The sequence below is a fragment of the Microbispora sp. H11081 genome (assembly GCF_012999535.1).
Taxonomy (GTDB): domain Bacteria; phylum Actinomycetota; class Actinomycetes; order Streptosporangiales; family Streptosporangiaceae; genus Microbispora.
Window position 1 is genome coordinate 220,346 of sequence record NZ_JABBWV010000004.1, and the last position, 16,441, is coordinate 236,786.

Annotated in this window: 10 protein-coding genes; 1 reads left to right on the forward strand and 9 read right to left on the reverse strand. The window is 68.5% G+C overall.

The genetic code is table 11. The features are described 5' to 3' along the window. Positions 1–289 precede the first annotated feature (289 nt). The 7 genes from HHX31_RS13360 to HHX31_RS13400 form a co-directional block, all read right to left on the reverse strand. Positions 290–1,798, reverse strand: a complete 1,509-nt coding sequence (locus tag HHX31_RS13360; RefSeq protein ID WP_169948573.1) for a serine protease — start codon at positions 1,796–1,798, stop codon at positions 290–292. A gap of 839 nt (positions 1,799–2,637) precedes the next feature. After that, a complete protein-coding gene (locus HHX31_RS13365; RefSeq protein ID WP_169948574.1) occupies positions 2,638–3,870 on the reverse strand; it encodes a DUF3322 and DUF2220 domain-containing protein in 1,233 nt (410 codons plus the stop codon). Then, positions 3,867–7,205: an ATP-binding protein gene (locus HHX31_RS13370; protein WP_249345988.1), complete on the reverse strand. Its 3,339-nt coding sequence runs from the start codon at positions 7,203–7,205 to the stop codon at positions 3,867–3,869. Before HHX31_RS13370 ends, HHX31_RS13365 begins: the two co-directional genes overlap by 4 nt. A gap of 2 nt (positions 7,206–7,207) precedes the next feature. Further along, on the reverse strand, positions 7,208–7,879 hold the full coding sequence (locus HHX31_RS13375) for a DUF4194 domain-containing protein (protein WP_169948576.1): 672 nt from the start codon (positions 7,877–7,879) through the stop codon (positions 7,208–7,210). Beyond that, positions 7,872–9,428 carry a DUF3375 domain-containing protein gene (locus HHX31_RS13380; RefSeq protein ID WP_211589655.1) on the reverse strand — a complete coding sequence of 519 codons (1,557 nt, stop codon included), beginning with the start codon at positions 9,426–9,428 and terminating at the stop codon, positions 7,872–7,874. The genes HHX31_RS13375 and HHX31_RS13380 overlap by 8 nt, the downstream gene beginning before the upstream one ends. 207 nt (positions 9,429–9,635) lie before the next feature. Further along, positions 9,636–11,351 carry a serine protease gene (locus HHX31_RS34300; protein WP_249345949.1) on the reverse strand — a complete coding sequence of 572 codons (1,716 nt, stop codon included), beginning with the start codon at positions 11,349–11,351 and terminating at the stop codon, positions 9,636–9,638. Positions 11,352–11,775: 424 nt separating this feature from the next. Next, positions 11,776–12,300, reverse strand: a complete 525-nt coding sequence (locus tag HHX31_RS13400) for a MarR family winged helix-turn-helix transcriptional regulator (RefSeq protein WP_169948577.1) — start codon at positions 12,298–12,300, stop codon at positions 11,776–11,778. An 83-nt stretch (positions 12,301–12,383) separates the two neighbouring features. Between HHX31_RS13400 and HHX31_RS13405 the strand changes: the two genes are divergently transcribed. Beyond that, on the forward strand, positions 12,384–13,136 hold the full coding sequence (locus HHX31_RS13405; protein WP_169948578.1) for a trans-aconitate 2-methyltransferase: 753 nt from the start codon (positions 12,384–12,386) through the stop codon (positions 13,134–13,136). Between the two features lie 241 nt (positions 13,137–13,377). On the opposite strand, the gene HHX31_RS13410 is transcribed toward HHX31_RS13405, so the two are convergent. Both HHX31_RS13410 and HHX31_RS13415 read right to left on the reverse strand, forming a co-directional pair. Continuing rightward, a complete protein-coding gene (locus tag HHX31_RS13410) occupies positions 13,378–14,346 on the reverse strand; it encodes an NUDIX hydrolase (RefSeq protein ID WP_249345950.1) in 969 nt (322 codons plus the stop codon). After that, positions 14,343–16,433, reverse strand: a complete 2,091-nt coding sequence (locus HHX31_RS13415) for an RNA degradosome polyphosphate kinase (RefSeq protein ID WP_169948579.1) — start codon at positions 16,431–16,433, stop codon at positions 14,343–14,345. Before HHX31_RS13415 ends, HHX31_RS13410 begins: the two co-directional genes overlap by 4 nt. Positions 16,434–16,441: the final 8 nt, after the last annotated feature.

The window sequence follows — 16,441 nt, forward strand, 5'->3', positions numbered from 1 at the left end:
GCGCCGGCCGCCGCGCCGCCCGTCGCAGAGCAGGGTTCCGCCGCGTTTTTGCTGATCACTGAGGGTGAGATCCGATCGCGATGCCGCGATGCGCGCGCCGAGTGTGTGATCTAAATCACGGTTTCTGGTGAAACCAGATGCGGCTCTGTCCCGTCAAAGCGGGCCTCTCGTCTGCCTGTCCCGTCGCCCACGACTCCTGAGACGAGACGCTCCCGGACAACGAAAAGGGCCCGGATGGACAAGCCATCCGGGCCCTTTCCTGGGTCCAGTCAGAGCGTCAGAGGGGTGCTCAGACGATCTTGCCGGAAGCGAACTTCGCGGCGTACTGGTAGACGGCCAGGGTCTCACCGTCGAAGTACGGGGAGACGCTGGTGTCGATGCGCTTGTTGCCGTCGGTGTCGGAGACCGCGATGGTCACACCGTTCAGGTAGCCAAGACGCTTGGTGCTGCTGTAGCGGTACAGCCAGGACGAACCGATCGAGCCCTCGCCGGTGAACGAGGCCTTGACGCCCACGAGCTCCTCGGCCTTCAGCGCCGGCGCAGCGGCCTTGAAGGTCTTGCCGTAGGCCCACTTGAGGGTCTTGCCGGAGAAGGCGTAGTTGCCGTCCGGGTGCGACCCGCTCGGGTAACCGAAGACGAAGACCGCGGTCCCGACCTTCTGGTTGTAGGCCAGGCCCTGACCACCGACGTTGGCGCCCAGGGTGCCGACGTCCTTCAGGGCGACGTCCACGATGTGACCACGGAGGAAGTAGTCGACGTCGAAGTTGCCCCAGTAGGTCGCCTTGAACCAGGCGTTGTCCTTGGAGAAGTAGAACGCCTTGCCGTCGGTCGACCAGTGGTCGCCGCCGGTGCCGAACTCCCTCTGGGAGACACGGGTGACGACGGTGCCCCACGTCTTGTCCTCGTAGGTGGACGTGCCGTGGGTCTTGGCCTGGTTCTCCAGGGTGGCCTGGTTCTGCGGGGTGTTGCCGCCGAGCTGCGCCTTGGTGGCGGGCGCCTTCTGCGAGTCCCGCGTGCGGAGCGCGACCCGGTGGTCGTAGTCCACCACGGCCTCGATCTTGCCCGTGTAGCCGGTGCTCTTGAGCTCCAGGTCCTTCTGGGCCTTCTCGGCCTCGGCCTTGGTCTCGAACTTGCGGTCCTTGACCCAGTTCTTGACCTTGTCCACCGACACGTCGGTGACCTGGACGCCGTTGTAGACCGTCACGAACGCGTAGTCGCGGTCGCCGTCCTCGTAGACGTCGTAGTCGTAGTGGGTGTACGCGGTCTTACCCACGTAGATGCCCCACGGGGTCTTGCCCTCGTAGTAGCCAGGGATGAACACCCACTTGGCGAGGGTGTCCTTGTTGCTCACCGTGTCGTAGACGCAGTGACCCGCGGTCGCCACGAGGTTCTTGTACTGGCTCTGCACCGAGGTGGCCGAGCACCAGTGCGGCTTGTTGTCGGCGCCGATGAAGAACACCTTGCCGGTGGTCTTCGGCAGGTTGACGTTCTTCAGGTTGCTCGTGGTGGCCTTCTGGTCACCACTGGAGCCGACCACGCCGGCCTTGCTGTCGGCGGAGGCGCCACCGGTCGAGACGTGCCGCGAAGGCACGGTGGTCTCGACGTTGTACGGCGTCGCGTTGATCAGGTTCGCCTTGGCCTGGCCGTACCAGAACGCCGCCACCTGCTGAGCGGCGAAGTTCGTGTTGGCCAGGTTGACCGGGGGGGCGACGTCCGTGTCGGCCTGAGCCGGCGCGGCGACGGCGGCGGCGGCCAGCAGGCCGGCCGCGATCCCGCCCAGAGCGAGGGTGCGCTTCATGGATTTCTCCCTGGTCTGTCGTGGGACGTCACTTGCGCCCCATCCGTCAGTAAGAGACGAGGGAAAAGGTATAGGAGAGTCATGCGAGGTGTAAGAGCATTCGGGCCTTCTACCCGGGTGCTGGCAGTACGCACCCGATACCTTTCTGTGCGGTTCTTGCGCGTTTTGCCTGATCATTTACCTGGCATATCAACCTTCTTGACGATACTGATCAACCCTGTATGTGACGTAAATCACAAATTTGAGGGAAACCGAAGACGGGGTGACCGCGTCCAAGGGGTCTCGTCGGCGTAGGCGGACGCGCGTTCCCCGGCGCTCGGACTCAGCGCGGGTTTGACCGCTCGAACCGCAGGTGAGGGCTCGTTCGCCGCCCCTGGAGCCGGACGACGCAAGCCCGGAGCGGGCCGCTGTCACGTCCTGTAAGTCCCCGTCCCTGCTGTGGATCCCCAACTTTCACTCACAGCGACATTCGCCATGTTCCGCTCTGAGGAGACGTCGGGTGGTGACAGGAACATAGGACCGGTCCGAGCGGGTCTTCATTGGCGATTGCACCGGTCCAACGGGCACCGGGCCGTCATTCTGTTACATCGGGCCGACGTTCATGACCGCGTTGTAAAGGCGAAGTAGACGGAATCGAGAGGCATATCAAGCGCATTCCGAGTCGTTATGACCGCGCTGTGTGACCGGCCCGATGGGCGCGTGAGTGCGGCCACCGCAGTGGAGTCAGGCCGCGGTGAGGGCCGGCATTACCCAGCGGAATGGAGAGGTGAGAGGGCCCACCAGATCACGCATTGCTCGCCGCGCGATCGAGGCGCGCCTGTCCGCGTCAGGTCGGGTGGTCAGTCTTGGATTTCCAAGATCTGCAGCAGCCGGTTCGCGGCGTGGGCGAGAGGGATGGCTTCCTGTTCGATCCGGCGGAACGGGGTGGAGCCAGCGGTCGCGATGGTGTTGTACGCGATGCTCTCGGCTTCGGTGAGGTGCCGGAGGTTCGCTGGTGACGGCTTGATGGGGCGGCCAGCCTTGTCGTGGTTGACGCCGTGCTCGGAGTAGTGGTGCAGGTCGGTGGCGTCCATGAGGATGGAGGTGACGGGCTTCGGCGGTGCGCCGTCGGGGGTGGGCTCGGCCAGTGCGGCGCGGAACCGGTCGAGGATCGTGTAGCCGTCCGCGTCGATGTCGCCCCAGTAGACGACATGGTCCGCCGCTCGGATCCACGGCACGTTCGCGAGCAGGGAAGCCGCGGCCTTGCCGCCGCCCTCGACCAGGATCGTGTCCTTGACCGGCGGGAACCAGAGGCGGGAGTCGCGGTTCTCGACCACGAGGACCACGCGTGGGCGGTAGGCGATGTCGTGCACGTCGCCGGTGGTCCAGGCGTCGTGCCTGCGGCGGCCGGACGCGGCGTGGTCAGGGTCGACGTAGGTCAGGTGCATGACGGCCGGCCGGGGCCGGACTTCCCCTCGTACATCGCGTCCGGCGACGTCGCGCAGTAATGCGCCGTGGGTGTCGAGCCATTTGGTGTGCATTCCGGGGACCGGGAGTTGCCGCAGGGTCCACGTGCCGGCGTCGGGGTGCCGGCGTAGCCAGGTCACGGCACCGACCAGAACCTCCATGTCGACGGCCGGCAGACGGCAGACGGCCCGGAGCGTGGCCGGCGTGAGGATCGCTCCGGCGGACCGCAGCGCCGACGCGAGCGCACGGGCATGGGCGATGTCCACGGCCAGAGGTCCGGCACCGGTACGGGCGCCGGCCATGAGCGAGACGGCGCCGTCCAGGTCCGCGATGAGCGTGGCGGGGAAGTCGCCGGCGACCCCTCGGATGGTCACCGCCTTGCGGACGAGTTCCACACCGGTGGGGAGCCGGCCGGCGAACTCGCGCCACTGCGTGTGCCACTCGTGCCAGGCGGCGGGCCCGATCCGCTCGACGGCCTTGCCCGTCGACACGCCGGGGCGGAGCGGAACGGAGAACACGACCTGGTCGCCGACACCGAGGCCCGCGCACACGGCTTCCGCCCATTTCTGGTCGATCTTGCGGCGGACGGCCGCGACGGCGTCCCTCGGGGTGACGAGCACGCTCATGCGTCCGGAACACCGACCAGAGGTTTCGCCCAGGACCGGCCCTGGGGGTTCTTGAGAATCAAGTACTCCGCGTCCACATGCGGCTCGATCGCGCTGTGCTTGTCGTTGGGGGCGCCGATGACGAGCTGGAAGCCGAGGCCGCGCCACGCGCCGATGGCCCTGCCGGTGAAGTGCGCGTCCGCCTTGATCAGCGCCTCGTCGAGGAAGACGGGGGCGTAGCGGGGGCGGTCGGCACCTGCGTCGCCCAGTTGGTACCGCAATGCGGCCCCGACGATGAACGCGACCAGCTCCTGCGACTCGCCGCCGGACTTCTCGCCGATGTGGTCGTACACCGCGACGTGTCCACCCTCGAGATCGCGTTTCTCGGCACTGATCCGCACATGGTTGCGCACGTCGACGAGGTCGGCGAAGTCGGGCGCGGTGCGTCGGATGCGGTCGATCACCTTGGCCATCCGGTGATAGGCGCGTTCCCGGTCCTCGTCCGTCGCCGCCTGGTCGATGAAGGCGCGTACTTCGCGCAGTTCCTTGCGGAACCGGGCACGCACCGTGGAGTGGCTCTCCTGCGGGTCGATGCGCAGCCGATGCTTGTCGTCGGCGAACGGCAGTTCGGCCAGGATGCGGTTGACCGGGTCGATCCGGTCGCGGATCTCCCGGACAGCGGCGGCGAGTTCGCTGTCCAGGCCGGTCAGGTCATTGCCGGACAGTTTGAGCAGACTGTCCCGCCACTCGATCTCCAGTTCGTGCAGCCCGCTGGTCTCCAGGTCGGTGAGCAAGCGATCGAAGTCGCGGTACGAGTCGTCCGCGTCGATGCCGAGGTTCGGGTTCGGCCAGCGCTCGACGAACGTCGAGAAGGTGTCGAGCAGCGCCTTCTTCGACCTGGCGATCGTCTCCGCCGCGGACTGCCGGTCGGCGCGGAGCCGCTCGGTGGCCCGTTTCACCGCCGCGTCGAACTCCGCGAGCGCCACCGCCAGGTCGGTGCCGTCCGGGTCGCTGTCGAACAGCGCCTCCAGGTAGGCCCGATGCTCCTGGCTGACATCGGCGCCTGTCTCCGCAGCCGTGTCGAGTGCCTGCTGTGCGCGGTCCACCTCGTCGACGGTCGCCCGCCAGGACTCACCGAGTGTCCTCACGTTGTCCTTCTGCCGGCCGACGCGTTCGGTCAGCTCCCTGACCTGCTCCTTGAGTTCGTCCACTTGGCGCTGCATCTGGTCGATCCTCGGATCGCCCGCGCGGACCTCGTCGATGACGCGGTTCCAGCGGTCCCGTTCCGCCGTGACGGACTCGACGTCCACCTGGTCCCAGGACAACTCGGTCAGGGTCTGGTAGGCCATGCGTCTGGTTTCGAGCGAGCTGAGGTCATCCTCCGTCTTCGCCACCCAGGCGACAGCATCGTCACGGCGTTGCCGCGCAAGGCTCATCCGGTTCTCAAGGTCGGCGAGCAACCTGGTGTTGGTGAAACCGAGCAGGTTGGCGCGGCCGTGGCCGCCGTGCGCGCCCCGACCGCCTTCCGACGTCTGGCCGGTGATCGTGAGTGCCTTGGGGTACTGCCCCAGCAGCCTCGGCGTCTCGACGCAGACGAAGTCGAACCGCCGGGCGAGTTCGCTCTTGAGCCAGGGGGTGAACGGCGACGGCCGGTAGTCGAGCCGGCCCGGGAGCGTTCTGTCGTCCAGCCCCACCTCGTCGCGCAGGCCCGTACGCACCCCTTCGAAATGGATACGCCGTGCGGTCGGCACCGCGTTGATCGCCTCGCGGAACGTGTTCAGCCGGCCGATGTCGATCAGCATGCGCGTGGCGAATCCGCCGAGCGCCAGGTTGAACGCCTCGCGCCACGGCTCGAACTCCGTCCGCACCTCGATCAGCTCGCCGACGAACGGCACGTCGTCCGGGCTGAGCCCGGCCGCCTCGGCCAGCGCCGCGCGCGCCTCGTGCAACTCGGTCGGGATGTTGCCCCGCCGGTTCCTGACCGCCTTGTGCTCGGCGAGCAGCCCGGCCAGCTCGCGGTCGGCGTCCTTCTTCTCCGCCATCGCCTCGGCGAACTCGTTCTGGACGGCCCTCCTGGCGTCGGTGTCGGCCAGGGACCGGCGCGCCGTCTCGACCAGTGTGGCGAAGTCATCGCCGTTCGACACGCCGGCGCCGATCGTGGCGAGCGCCCGGTCAAGCCGCTCCCGCGAGCGTTCGACATCGGCCAGTCGCTGCTCCACGCCGCGGATCTCCCGGAGTGCGGTGTCCAGGCGGTCACCACCGGACGCACGAAGCGTGTCAGCCACCCCATCACGCCGTACTTCGGTCGTCTTGACCAGGGCGGTGCTCTCCGCCAGTTCCTCCTCGGCTCGGCGGTGCCGCTCTGCCAGGTCCTTCTCGGCGGCGCGCAGCAGGTCGAGCCGGCGTTCATGACGCCACAACGCGGCAGGGGACGACGTGTCGGCGAACGATCCGACCTCGTCGATGAGGCGCGACCGGTCCACCGCTTCGTCGATGGTGCGCCGGTGTTCGCGGATCGGGGTCAACGCCTTCACCTGCTGGCGAGCGGTGATCATCCTGGTCCGGGTGCCGGACAGTTCGTCGAACTGCTGTACCACCGCGTCCGCCGTGGCCAGTGTGGACGGCTCCTCAAGGACCATCGTCTTGTAGAGAGCGTCGACGGTGGTGATCTGCTGACCGGCCTGGATCCGGCCCAGCAGCGCGACCGCCTTGTGCCCGTCGCCCGCGGCGCCGATCCCAAGGGTGGTGTGGAGACGCGCGGTGAAGTCGCGGTCGGTGTCGAAGCATTTCAAGCCGGTCGCCTCGACCTCGGCACGGGCGAGCTTCTTGTTCGCCGGGCCTTCCAGCGTGCGCAGCAGGTACGAGCGGTCACAGGTGGCGCGCACCGCCACGACTTCGTCGAGACTGCGGGCGGACGACGGGACGTACCAGGCCCGGAGCGCGGTGAACTCGGCGCCGGTGTGGTCGGCCCACGTCATCGCGATGGCGGACCAGGTGTCGCGGCCGTCCCCGCGCAGCACCCGCGACCTCGTCTCGCCGTCGGTCCGGGACTCGTCGAGTTTGCCGCGCGCGTAGGAGAGGATGTTGCGCTGGTCCTTGCCCCGGGGCCTGCCGACCACCCCGCCGTTGGACGCACCGTTGAACGGGGTCGTGTGCGGCATGAGCAGCGCGATGTAGGAATCCATCAGCGTCGACTTGCCGGATCCGGAACCTCCGCTGAACAGGGTGGCGCCGGGTGCGAGTCGCAGGTGGTGATATCCGTCGTAGCCGCCCCAGTTGACCAGTTGCAGAGTCCGCGCCACCCACTGCTGGCCCCGTGACGCCGCCGGGATCAACCCGAACAGCGTGTCGATCATGCTCACGCCGTGGCCTCGTTCTGTTCGCGCAGCCACTGCTCCAGTTCTGCGAGCCTTGCGGTGCTCAGCACGACCTCCACCATCGGGGTGATCCGATAACGGCCCGCGGACTCCTCCGTGAGCAGACCTTCGGTGACCAGTCGCTGCACCGCGTTGCGGACCTCCTGCTGGCCGCGGGCCAGATTGTGGTCCTTCGGATCGAAGTAGGTCAGCACGGTCTGCTCCAACTCCTCGATGTCCACCCTCGCGGACGCCTCGCCCGTGCCGCGCTCCCGTTGGAAGACGGTCCGCAGGTGCACCAGCACCAAGGTCTCGGCCCGGGTGTAGGGGTCGTCCTTGAGCAGGATCGGCACGTCCAGTTCTGCCGAGCGCACCTGCTGCTTGTAGGCGACGCCTCGGTCGTGGTCGACCACGAGCCGGACGAACAGGTCGTGCATCCGCGATTCGATGATCTGCTGGTTGTCCAGCAACGTGCGCCACTGCGCGGGGTTCTTCTCGGCCAGCAGGAACTTGCGCCGCAACAACTGGACCAGCACCCGCCGCACGTCCGCGTCCAGCGTGCCCGCGTCGCCGGCGAACAACTCGGCTGGATCGTCCTCCATCGAGATCGGGTCGATGAACCCGGCCCGCGTGCCCGCCGACCAGTCGTCGTCGGCGCCTTCCGGCTCACTCATCGCCGCCGCTCCTGTCCGCGCTCGCCGTGTTCGCCGCGCTCGTGGGGTTCGTCGCGCTCGTGGGGTGTGCCGGGTGTGCCGGGTGTGCCGCCACCACACCGCCGAGGGCGAACCGTCGCCGGGTCCGGTCGGGCCGGACCGTGTCGACCACCGTGACCTCGGCCGTCTCGGTCATCCCGGCGTCATGGGCGATTTCCAGCAGGCCGAGCAGGTCGACCGGCCGCCGGATGTCCTCGCCCGCCGCGCGGAACGCGGCCATGACGTCCACGCTCTCCGCGTCACCCGCGAACGCCGCCAGGTGCGCGTGCAACTCGGCGTACCGGGGGCCACCCCATGCCCGGGTGTCCGCGGCCGGCATGTCCTCGGCCTCGTCCCATTCCGCCAGCGGAGCGGGCGGCTGTGGGGGCCGCAGGTCGCTCGTCCGCTGCCGCAGGTGCCCGACGTCGGCGACCGGCAGGCGACGGAGCGGCTCGACGGCCTCGCCGCGGCGCGAACCGGGAACCCACCTGTGGAGACCGGAGATCACGTCCCTCAGGAGTTCGTCCACCTGGCGATCCCGCATCGGATCGTGGTTGCGGACCTGGGTGGTGATCACATGGGATGCCTGCCGCTGTGCGGTCAGCACATCCTTGACGCCCTGCTCGATCCGGCGTGAGATCTCGGTGAGCTCCCGACGCTGCTGCTCCGGCAGCAGCTCGGTGAACCGGTGCCGCAGCACCGTGCGCAGCTGGTTCCACAGATCATCGATCTGCGCCGGGTCGCCGATCAGGCGCAACGCCCCCGCGAACGCACGGCCTTCCGGCGTCGCGTCCAGGATCCGCTGCCCGCGGGCCAGATACTCGCGGAGCACCTCACCGGTCGGCCGTACATCGTGCCGCAACTCCGCGACGACGTCGCGCTGGATGGCTTTGATCGACTCCGCCACGCGGGCGAAGTCCGCAGGCAGCTCCCGCGCCAGGTGCAGCACGTTCTCCGCCGCCTCGAGCAACTGCTCGTCCTCGACGGTCTCGACGACGCCACCCTGTTCAAGCCGGGTGAGCTCCTTCTGACGGTGCTGGATCTCCTCGTGGAGGCGCGATATCCGGGCCATCACATCCGGGTCGGCGTCCTGCGCGAGTCGCTCGATCGCCTCCAGCAGCGTCCTGACCCGGGACTCCGACACCCTGGTCCGCACTCCGCCGACCCGCCCGGCGACTTCGAGCGCACCGACGCCGTACGCGGACAGCCGGTATACCTCGACATCGTCGTCCGACACCTGCCGCACCAACCACCCGGCTTGCACCCACTGCCTGCACAGATCCCGTGCGTTCCCGGCAGGCAGCGGCTGGTTGTCCTCGTCGCCGTAGCCCGCGGCCCGTAACTGGTCAAGAGCGTCGTTGATCTCCGCGTGCGAGTCCGCCACCGCCACCCTCGGCCGCTCCGCGGTGAAGACCATCGCCAACACCGTCACCACGAACGGCGCGTGCGTCTGGTGGAGCAGGGCGAGCATCGGATTCTGGAACGCCCGGAGCGCGCCCTGGTAAGCGCCTTCCACACCTCGTGTACCCATCGCTATGTAGCGTACGACCGGGGTACGACACAGTCGGCTTCCGCGACGGTGGCCGGCCGCGCGGACCTTCAGGCCGTGAGGTTCCCCCGTACGAGGCGCTCCTCGCCCTCGGCGCGTGGGAGGACCGTCTCCGGACAACGAAAAGGGCCCGGATGGACAAGCCATCCGGGCCCTTTCCTTGGTCCAGTCAGAACGTCAGAGGGGTGCTCAGACGATCTTGCCGGAAGCGAACTTCGCGGCGTACTGGTAGACGGCCAGGGTCTCACCGTCGAAGTACGGGGAGACGCTGGTGTCGATGCGGTCGTTGCCGTCCACGTCGCCCAGGCCGATGGTCACACCGTTCAGGTAACCGAGACGCTTGGCGCTGCTGTAGCGGTACAGCCAGGACGAACCGATCGAGCCCTCGCCGGTGAACGAGGACTTGACCCCCACGAGCTCCTCGCCCTTGACGGCGGGGACGCTCACCTTGAAGGTCTTGCCGTACGCCCACTTGAGGGTCTGGCCGGTGAAGGCGTAGTTGCCGTCCGGGTGCGACCCGCTCGGGTAACCGAACACGAAGACGTTCGTGCCGATCTTCTGGTTGTAGGCCAGGCCCTGACCGCCGACGTTCTCGCCGAGACGCCCCACGTCCTTGAGGCTGATCTTCAGCGTGCCCTGCGGCTTGTGGTCGGAGCGAACCGACTTCGCCCAGAAGGTACGGGCGTAGTACTTGTACTTCGGCTTCGGCTTGCCCGTGTGGGTCGGCTTCGGCGACGGAGACGGGGACGGGGAGGCCGACGGCGAGGGGCTCGGCGACGGGCTCGGGCTCGGCGACGCGCTCGGCTTGGGGGACGGGCTGTGCTTGGGTCCGTTCGGGCCGGGTCCGTTGGGGCCGGGTCCGTTGGGGCCGGGTCCGTTCGGGCCACCGGGGGCGGCCTTGAGCAGGGCCGCGTCGGCCGAGGCGGGACCGTTGTGACCGGGACCGCCGTGACCCGGACCGCCGTGACCCGGACCGTCCTCGACCTTCTTGCGGAAGTAGAGGGTCTTGCCGTCGCGGCTCACGTAGGAGTCGAAGCGGCTGTCGTACTGGCGCTCGCTGATCTCGCGGGTCTGGACGCCCGTGTTCTTGGCCCAGGGGCCGTTGCCGGTGAGGTTCTTGCCCTTGTTCAGAGCAGCGAACTCACGCACGGACAGGCTCTTGACGTACGAGCGGTCGTCGTGGCCGCGTCCGCGGTGGTCGTCACGCCCGTGCTTGTCGTCACGGCCGTGCGAGTCCTTGCGCCCGTGGTGGTCGTCGCGACCGTGCTTGTCGTAGGTGACCCCCGTGACCTGGACGCCGTTGTAGACCGTCACGAACGCGTAGTCGCGGTCGCCGTCCTCGTAGACGTCGTAGTCGTAGTGGGTGTACGCGGTCTTACCCACGTAGATGCCCCACGGGGTCTTGCCCTGGTAGTAACCCGGGATGAAGACCCACTTGTCGAGGGTGGCCTTGTTGCTCGCCGTGTCGTAGACGCAGTGACCGGCGGTCGCGACCAGGTTCTTGTACCCACTCTGGACCGAGGTGGCCGAGCACCAGTGCGGCTTCCTGTCGGCGCCGATGAAGAACACCTTGCCCACCGTGCGGGGGAGGTTGACGTTCTTCGACGTGCCGGTGGAGGCCTTCTGGTCGCCGCTCGACCCGACGACGCCCGCCTTGCTGCTGGCGGAGGTCCCGCCGGTCGAGACGTGCTTGGTGGGGAGCTTGGTTTCGACGTTGTACGGCGTCGCCTTGATCAGGTTGGCCCGAGCCTCACCGAACCAGAACGCGGCCACCTGCTGAGCGGCGAAGTTGGTCTTCGCCAGGTTAATGGCGGGGATCTGGTCGGCCGCTTGGGCCGGGGATGCGACGGCTGCGGAGGCCAAGAGGCCGGCCGCGACGCCGCCGAGAGCGAGAGTGCGCTTCAAGATGGATCTCCCTGGTCTGTCGTGGGGCGTCACTTGCGCCCCATGCGTCAGTGAAGGAACTGATGAAAGTTATAACGAAAAAGCCACTGAAAACAGGAATTTCACAATTCGCTATGGGTGTACGCGGGGTCTCGGCGCGTAGGCGAGGCGGCTCCGCCGTACGTGGACCGGGCCTTGTCTCCGCTGATCAGATCGCCCTCGGGCGCCGGCGTTCTTGTGGCGGAGCTGAATCGGTCCAGCGTGAAAGTGTGAGCAAACTCACATGCGTGGGAGGTGTGCCGCGTGAAGGGCGAGAGTGGCGAAGCGCATAATCCACGCGGAACGGATCAAAAGCGACAGACGTCAAAGGCTGGCATTTATGGGTACTGAGGGTGGCATTCCTCGGCTGCCGCTTCCGGAAGGGTCCGGCGAGGGTGAGGCCGGCTCAGTGCGCGACCCCGTTGGAGGAGTCGAAGGGGACCAGGAGCGTACGCAGCAGGCCGGCGAGCGTCTGCTGCTCCTGCTGTCCGAGACCGGCGAGCAACTCGCGTTCGCGGCGCAGCAGGTCGGCGAAGGCGGCGTCCACGCGATGCATCCCGGCGGCGGTCAGCCGCACGAGCACGCCGCGCCGGTCCTCGGGGTCGGGCCGCCGGGTCACCAGCCCGGCGGCGGCCAGCCTGTCGATGCGGTTCGTCATCGTGCCCGAGGTCACGAGAGTGGCGCGCAGCAGCGCCCCCGGGCTGAGTTCGTACGGCTCGCCCGCGCGGCGCAGGGCCGTCAGCACGTCGAACTCCCACGACTCCATGTCGTGGGAGGCGAAGGCCGCACGGCGCTCGCGCTCCAGGTGCCGGCTCAACCGGGAGACGCGGCTCAGCACCTCGAGAGGCGTCACGTCCAGGTCCGGGCGCTCCTGCTGCCAGGCCGCGACCAGCCGGTCCACCTCGTCTTCGGCGGGCCTCGAGAAGGTCATGAGGCGAGTCTAGCTTCTCTTGACATCGAGATATCTCCTGCGATAGCGAGTGAGTCGACGCAGGCGGAAAGGGGCGTACGGGCATGTGGGATCCGGAGGTCTACGGACGCTACGCCGCGGAGCGCGGCCGGCCCTTCCACGAGCTCGTGGCCCGCGTGGGCGCCCGATCGCCCCGGTATGTCGTCGACCTCGGCTGCGGCACGGGAGAGCTGACCGCGACCCTGTGCGATCGCTGGCCCGGCGCCCGTGTGCACGGCGTCGATTCCTCGCCCGAGATGATCGCCAAGGCGCCGCCCGGACCGACGTTCGAGACGGCCGACGTCCGAGACTGGCGCCCGCAGCGGCCGGTCGACGTGATCATCTCGAACGCGCTCCTGCAGTGGATCCCGGAGCATCCCGACCTGCTGCGCAGGTGGAGGGATCACCTGGCCGAGGGTGGCTGGCTCGCCTTCCAGATCCCCGGCAACTTCCACGCGCCAAGCCATGCCGTCGTCCGCGAACTGTGCCGTACGACCTGGCGGGAGGAACTGGGCGACGTGCCCCAGGGGGCGCCGGTCGCGGGGCTCGTCGAATACGTGGACCTGCTGACCGGTCTCGGCCTCGTCGTGGACGGGTGGGAGACCACCTATGTGCACATTCTGCCGGGGGAGGACCCGGTGCTCGGCTGGATCAAGGGCACGGCCCTGCGGCCCCTGCTCGACCGGCTGCCGGCCGAGCGGCACGACGCCTTCCTCGCCGACTGCGCACGTGCCCTGCGGGAGGCGTATCCGCCCAAGCCGTACGGCACCCCGTTCCCCTTCCGCCGCCTCTTCCTCGCCGCCCAAAACCCCGCGTGATCTTGTAGTTAGTCGCATGTATGGCGAACGACCTGCGCAGGAACCCTCCGTGATCTTGCAGTTAGTCGCACGCGTTGCGCATGACCTGCGCGGAGATCCCCCGTGATCTTGCACGTGGTTGGCCCATTGCCACCTGGACCTGCCGGAACTGAGTTCGTGATGTTGCAGTCGAGGACACAGTGCAAGATCACGAAGTTCGTTGTTCCTGGTCAGCCCCTACTCCACGTCCGTCACTGCAAGATCACGAAAGGTATTTCCCCTGTTCGGAGGCCACCTCTGCGACAAACTCCAAGATCACGCGGAGAGGGGGGTGGGGGGTGGTCATGGCTCGGTGGAGTACGGCGAAGCCGCCCTTGGTGATGGTGGGGTCGCCCAGGCCGTACGGCGGCCGGTAGGCCATCCCCAGCAGCTCAGGCAGGACCTTGCCGTGACTGCAGAGCACGGCGGGCTCGGGCTCCGCCAGCAGTTCGCGGACGATCCGCCCAGCCTCGCGCGGGTCATAGGCGCTCTCCGACAGGGCCTTCTCCTTGCGCACCTCCAGCCCATGCCGTTCCGCGTACGGCCGCAGCGTCTGCGTGCAGCGCCTGCTGTGCGAGCTGACCAGCGTGACCGGCCGGTAGGCCCCCAGCACCGTGGCCAGGATCTCGGCCTGGGCCAGGCCGTGCTCGTCCAGCGGGCGCTGGTCGTCGTCGCCCTTCCACTCCTGCCGGGAGCCCGCCAGCGCGTGCCGCAGCAGGATGAGCGGCGCGGTGACGAGGGGGCCGGCGCCGAGGGCGCGCAGCAGGCCGCGGTCCCCTTCGTAGGTGAGGCGCCGCCGCGCCTCCTCTACGGGCAGCCAGGCGATCTCGTCGACCTCGTGCCCGTCACCAGTGGTCGCCTCCTGGTGTCCGGGGGCGTGGGCGAGCCAGTAGTCCACCCGCTTGATCCGGCCGCGGTGGGTGTAGTGCAGGGGAGGGAGCGCGCGGCCGAGCACGACCCGCAGGCCGGTCTCCTCCCGCACCTCGCGCAGGGCGGCGGCGATCACGTGCTCACCGCGCCGGACCTTTCCCTTGGGCAGGCTCCAGTCGCGGTACGCCGGCCGGTGGACCAGGGCGATCTCCGGGTCGGCCGCGTTCCCCCGCCAGACGACGGCGCCCGCCGCCCTGATCATGCCGCCGCCCATCATCCGGCCGCCCATCATCCGGCCGCCCATCATCCGGCCGCCCGTCATCCGGCTCCGTCGTTGACGGCCCGCCAGCGGCGGGTCGCGATCAGGTGGTGCTGGAGGTCGGTTTCGCCCTTGTGGCGCAGCCACTCGCCGTCGGAGCCCAGCGTCCAGGCCGTGGTGGTCTCCTCGAACGCCATGTCGAGCAGGCGGGACAGATACTCACGATGCTCCGGCCCGGTGACCCTGACCAGCGCCTCGACGCGGCGGTCGAGGTTGCGGCGCATCAGGTCGGCGCTGCCGATCCACAGCTCGGTGCGCCGCCCGTCGCCGAACTCGTAGATCCGTGAGTGTTCCAGGAACCGGCCGAGAATGCTGCGTACGCGGATCGTCTCGGACAGGTCGGGTACGCCGGGGCGGAGCGTGCAGATGCCGCGCACCCACAGGTCGACCGGCACCCCGGCCTGGGACGCCCGGTACAACGCGTCGATGACGGGCTCGTCCACCAGGGCGTTCGTCTTGATCCGGATCCGCGCCGCGCGGCCCGCCCTGCGGTGGGAGATCTCCTGCTCGATCCGGGTGAGCAGGCCCTGCCGCAGCGAGTCGGGCGCGACCAGCAGCCTGCGGTAGTCGGACTGGTGGGAGTAGCCGGTCAGGTGGATGAACAGGTCCGTGACGTCCTCGCCCACCTGCGGGTCGGCGGTGAGCAGGCCGAAGTCCTCGTACTGCCGGGCCGTCTTCGGGTTGTAGTTGCCGGTGCCGATGTGGCAGTAGCGCCGCAGTTCGCCGCCGGCCTCCTGACGGACCACCATCGACAGTTTGCAGTGCGTCTTGAGCCCGAGCACGCCGTAGACGACGTGACACCCGGCCGTCTCCAGCTTGCGCGCCCAGGAGATGTTCGCGTGCTCGTCGAACCTCGCCTTGATCTCCACCACGACCACGACCTGCTTGCCGGCCTCGGCGGCGTCGATCAGCGCGTCCACGATCGGCGAGTCGCCGCTGGTGCGGTAGAGGGTCTGCTTGATCGCGAGTACGTCCGGGTCGGCCGCCGCCTCCTCCACGAACCGCTGCACGCTCGTCGCGAACGAGTCGTACGGATGGTGGATGAGGATGTCGCGTTCGCGCAGGGTGGCGAACAGGTCGTCCTCGGCGCTGATCGCCTCCGCGGGGACGAACGGCCGGTAGTGGAGCTCGGGACGGTCGAGGTCGGCGATGGCGTGCAGCCCGGTGAGGTCGAGTGGGCCGGGCAGGCGGTAGATCTCGTTGGCGGCCACGCCCAACTCGTCGACGAGCAGTTCCAGCACCTGCGGGGTGATGGTGTCCTCGACCTCCAGCCGCACCGGCGGCCCGAACCTGCGGCGCAGCAACTCTCGCTCCAGCGCCTTCATCAGGTTCTCCGTGACGTCTTCGTCGACCTCGAGGTCCTCGTTCCTGGTGACCCGGAAGACGTGGTGCTGCACGATCTGCATGCCCTTGAACAGTTCGCCCAGGTGTGCCGCGATCACGTCCTCCAGCGGGACGAAGCGGTTAGGCGACGCGGTCACGAACCGGGGGAGCTGCGAGGGCACCTTCACCCGCGCGAACACCGTGTGGCCGTTGGCCGGGTTCCGCACCATCACGGCCAGGTTCAGGGAAAGGCCCGAGATGTACGGGAACGGGTGGGCGGGGTCGACGGCCAGCGGCGTCAGCACCGGCCGGATCCGCTCACGGAAGAGCTTGCGCAGCGCCGTCCGCTCGTCCCTGGCCAGGTCGGCCCACCGGACGATCGCGATGCCCTCCTCGGCGAGCTCCGGGCAGACGAGTTCGTGGAAGACCGCCGCGTGCCGGCGCGCGAGGTCGTCGGCGACCGTCGCGATCCGCGACAGCGCCTCGCTCGGCTTCAGCCCGCCCGACGTCCGCAGCAGCAGGCCGGTCGCCATCCGCCGTCTGAGCCCGGCCACCCGTACGCGGAAGAACTCGTCGAGGTTGCTCGCGAATATGGCGAGGAACCGGACGCGTTCGAGCAGCGGCAGCGAGGGGTCCTCCGCCAGCTCCAGCACGCGCTCGTTGAACCGGAGCCAGCTCTCCTCCCGGTTGAGAAATCGGTCGTCGGGCAGCCGCGCGAGGAGGTCGGCCTCCTCCGGCTCAGAGGCGGGGGAGCTTTGGGCGGGCATATAACGAA

What these genes read in the sequence shown, in the direction of transcription:
- HHX31_RS13360 (WP_169948573.1), bottom strand. Translation starts at nt 1,798, where the DNA reads ATGAAGCGCACCCTCGCTCTGGGCGGGATCGCGGCCGGCCTGCTGGCC.
- HHX31_RS13365 (WP_169948574.1), bottom strand. Translation starts at nt 3,870, where the DNA reads ATGAGCGTGCTCGTCACCCCGAGGGACGCCGTCGCGGCCGTCCGCCGC.
- HHX31_RS13370 (WP_249345988.1), bottom strand. Translation starts at nt 7,205, where the DNA reads ATGATCGACACGCTGTTCGGGTTGATCCCGGCGGCGTCACGGGGCCAG.
- HHX31_RS13375 (WP_169948576.1), bottom strand. Translation starts at nt 7,879, where the DNA reads ATGAGTGAGCCGGAAGGCGCCGACGACGACTGGTCGGCGGGCACGCGG.
- HHX31_RS13380 (WP_211589655.1), bottom strand. Translation starts at nt 9,428, where the DNA reads ATGGGTACACGAGGTGTGGAAGGCGCTTACCAGGGCGCGCTCCGGGCG.
- HHX31_RS13400 (WP_169948577.1), bottom strand. Translation starts at nt 12,300, where the DNA reads ATGACCTTCTCGAGGCCCGCCGAAGACGAGGTGGACCGGCTGGTCGCG.
- HHX31_RS13405 (WP_169948578.1), top strand. Translation starts at nt 12,384, where the DNA reads ATGTGGGATCCGGAGGTCTACGGACGCTACGCCGCGGAGCGCGGCCGG.
- HHX31_RS13410 (WP_249345950.1), bottom strand. Translation starts at nt 14,346, where the DNA reads ATGACGGGCGGCCGGATGATGGGCGGCCGGATGATGGGCGGCCGGATG.
- HHX31_RS13415 (WP_169948579.1), bottom strand. Translation starts at nt 16,433, where the DNA reads ATGCCCGCCCAAAGCTCCCCCGCCTCTGAGCCGGAGGAGGCCGACCTC.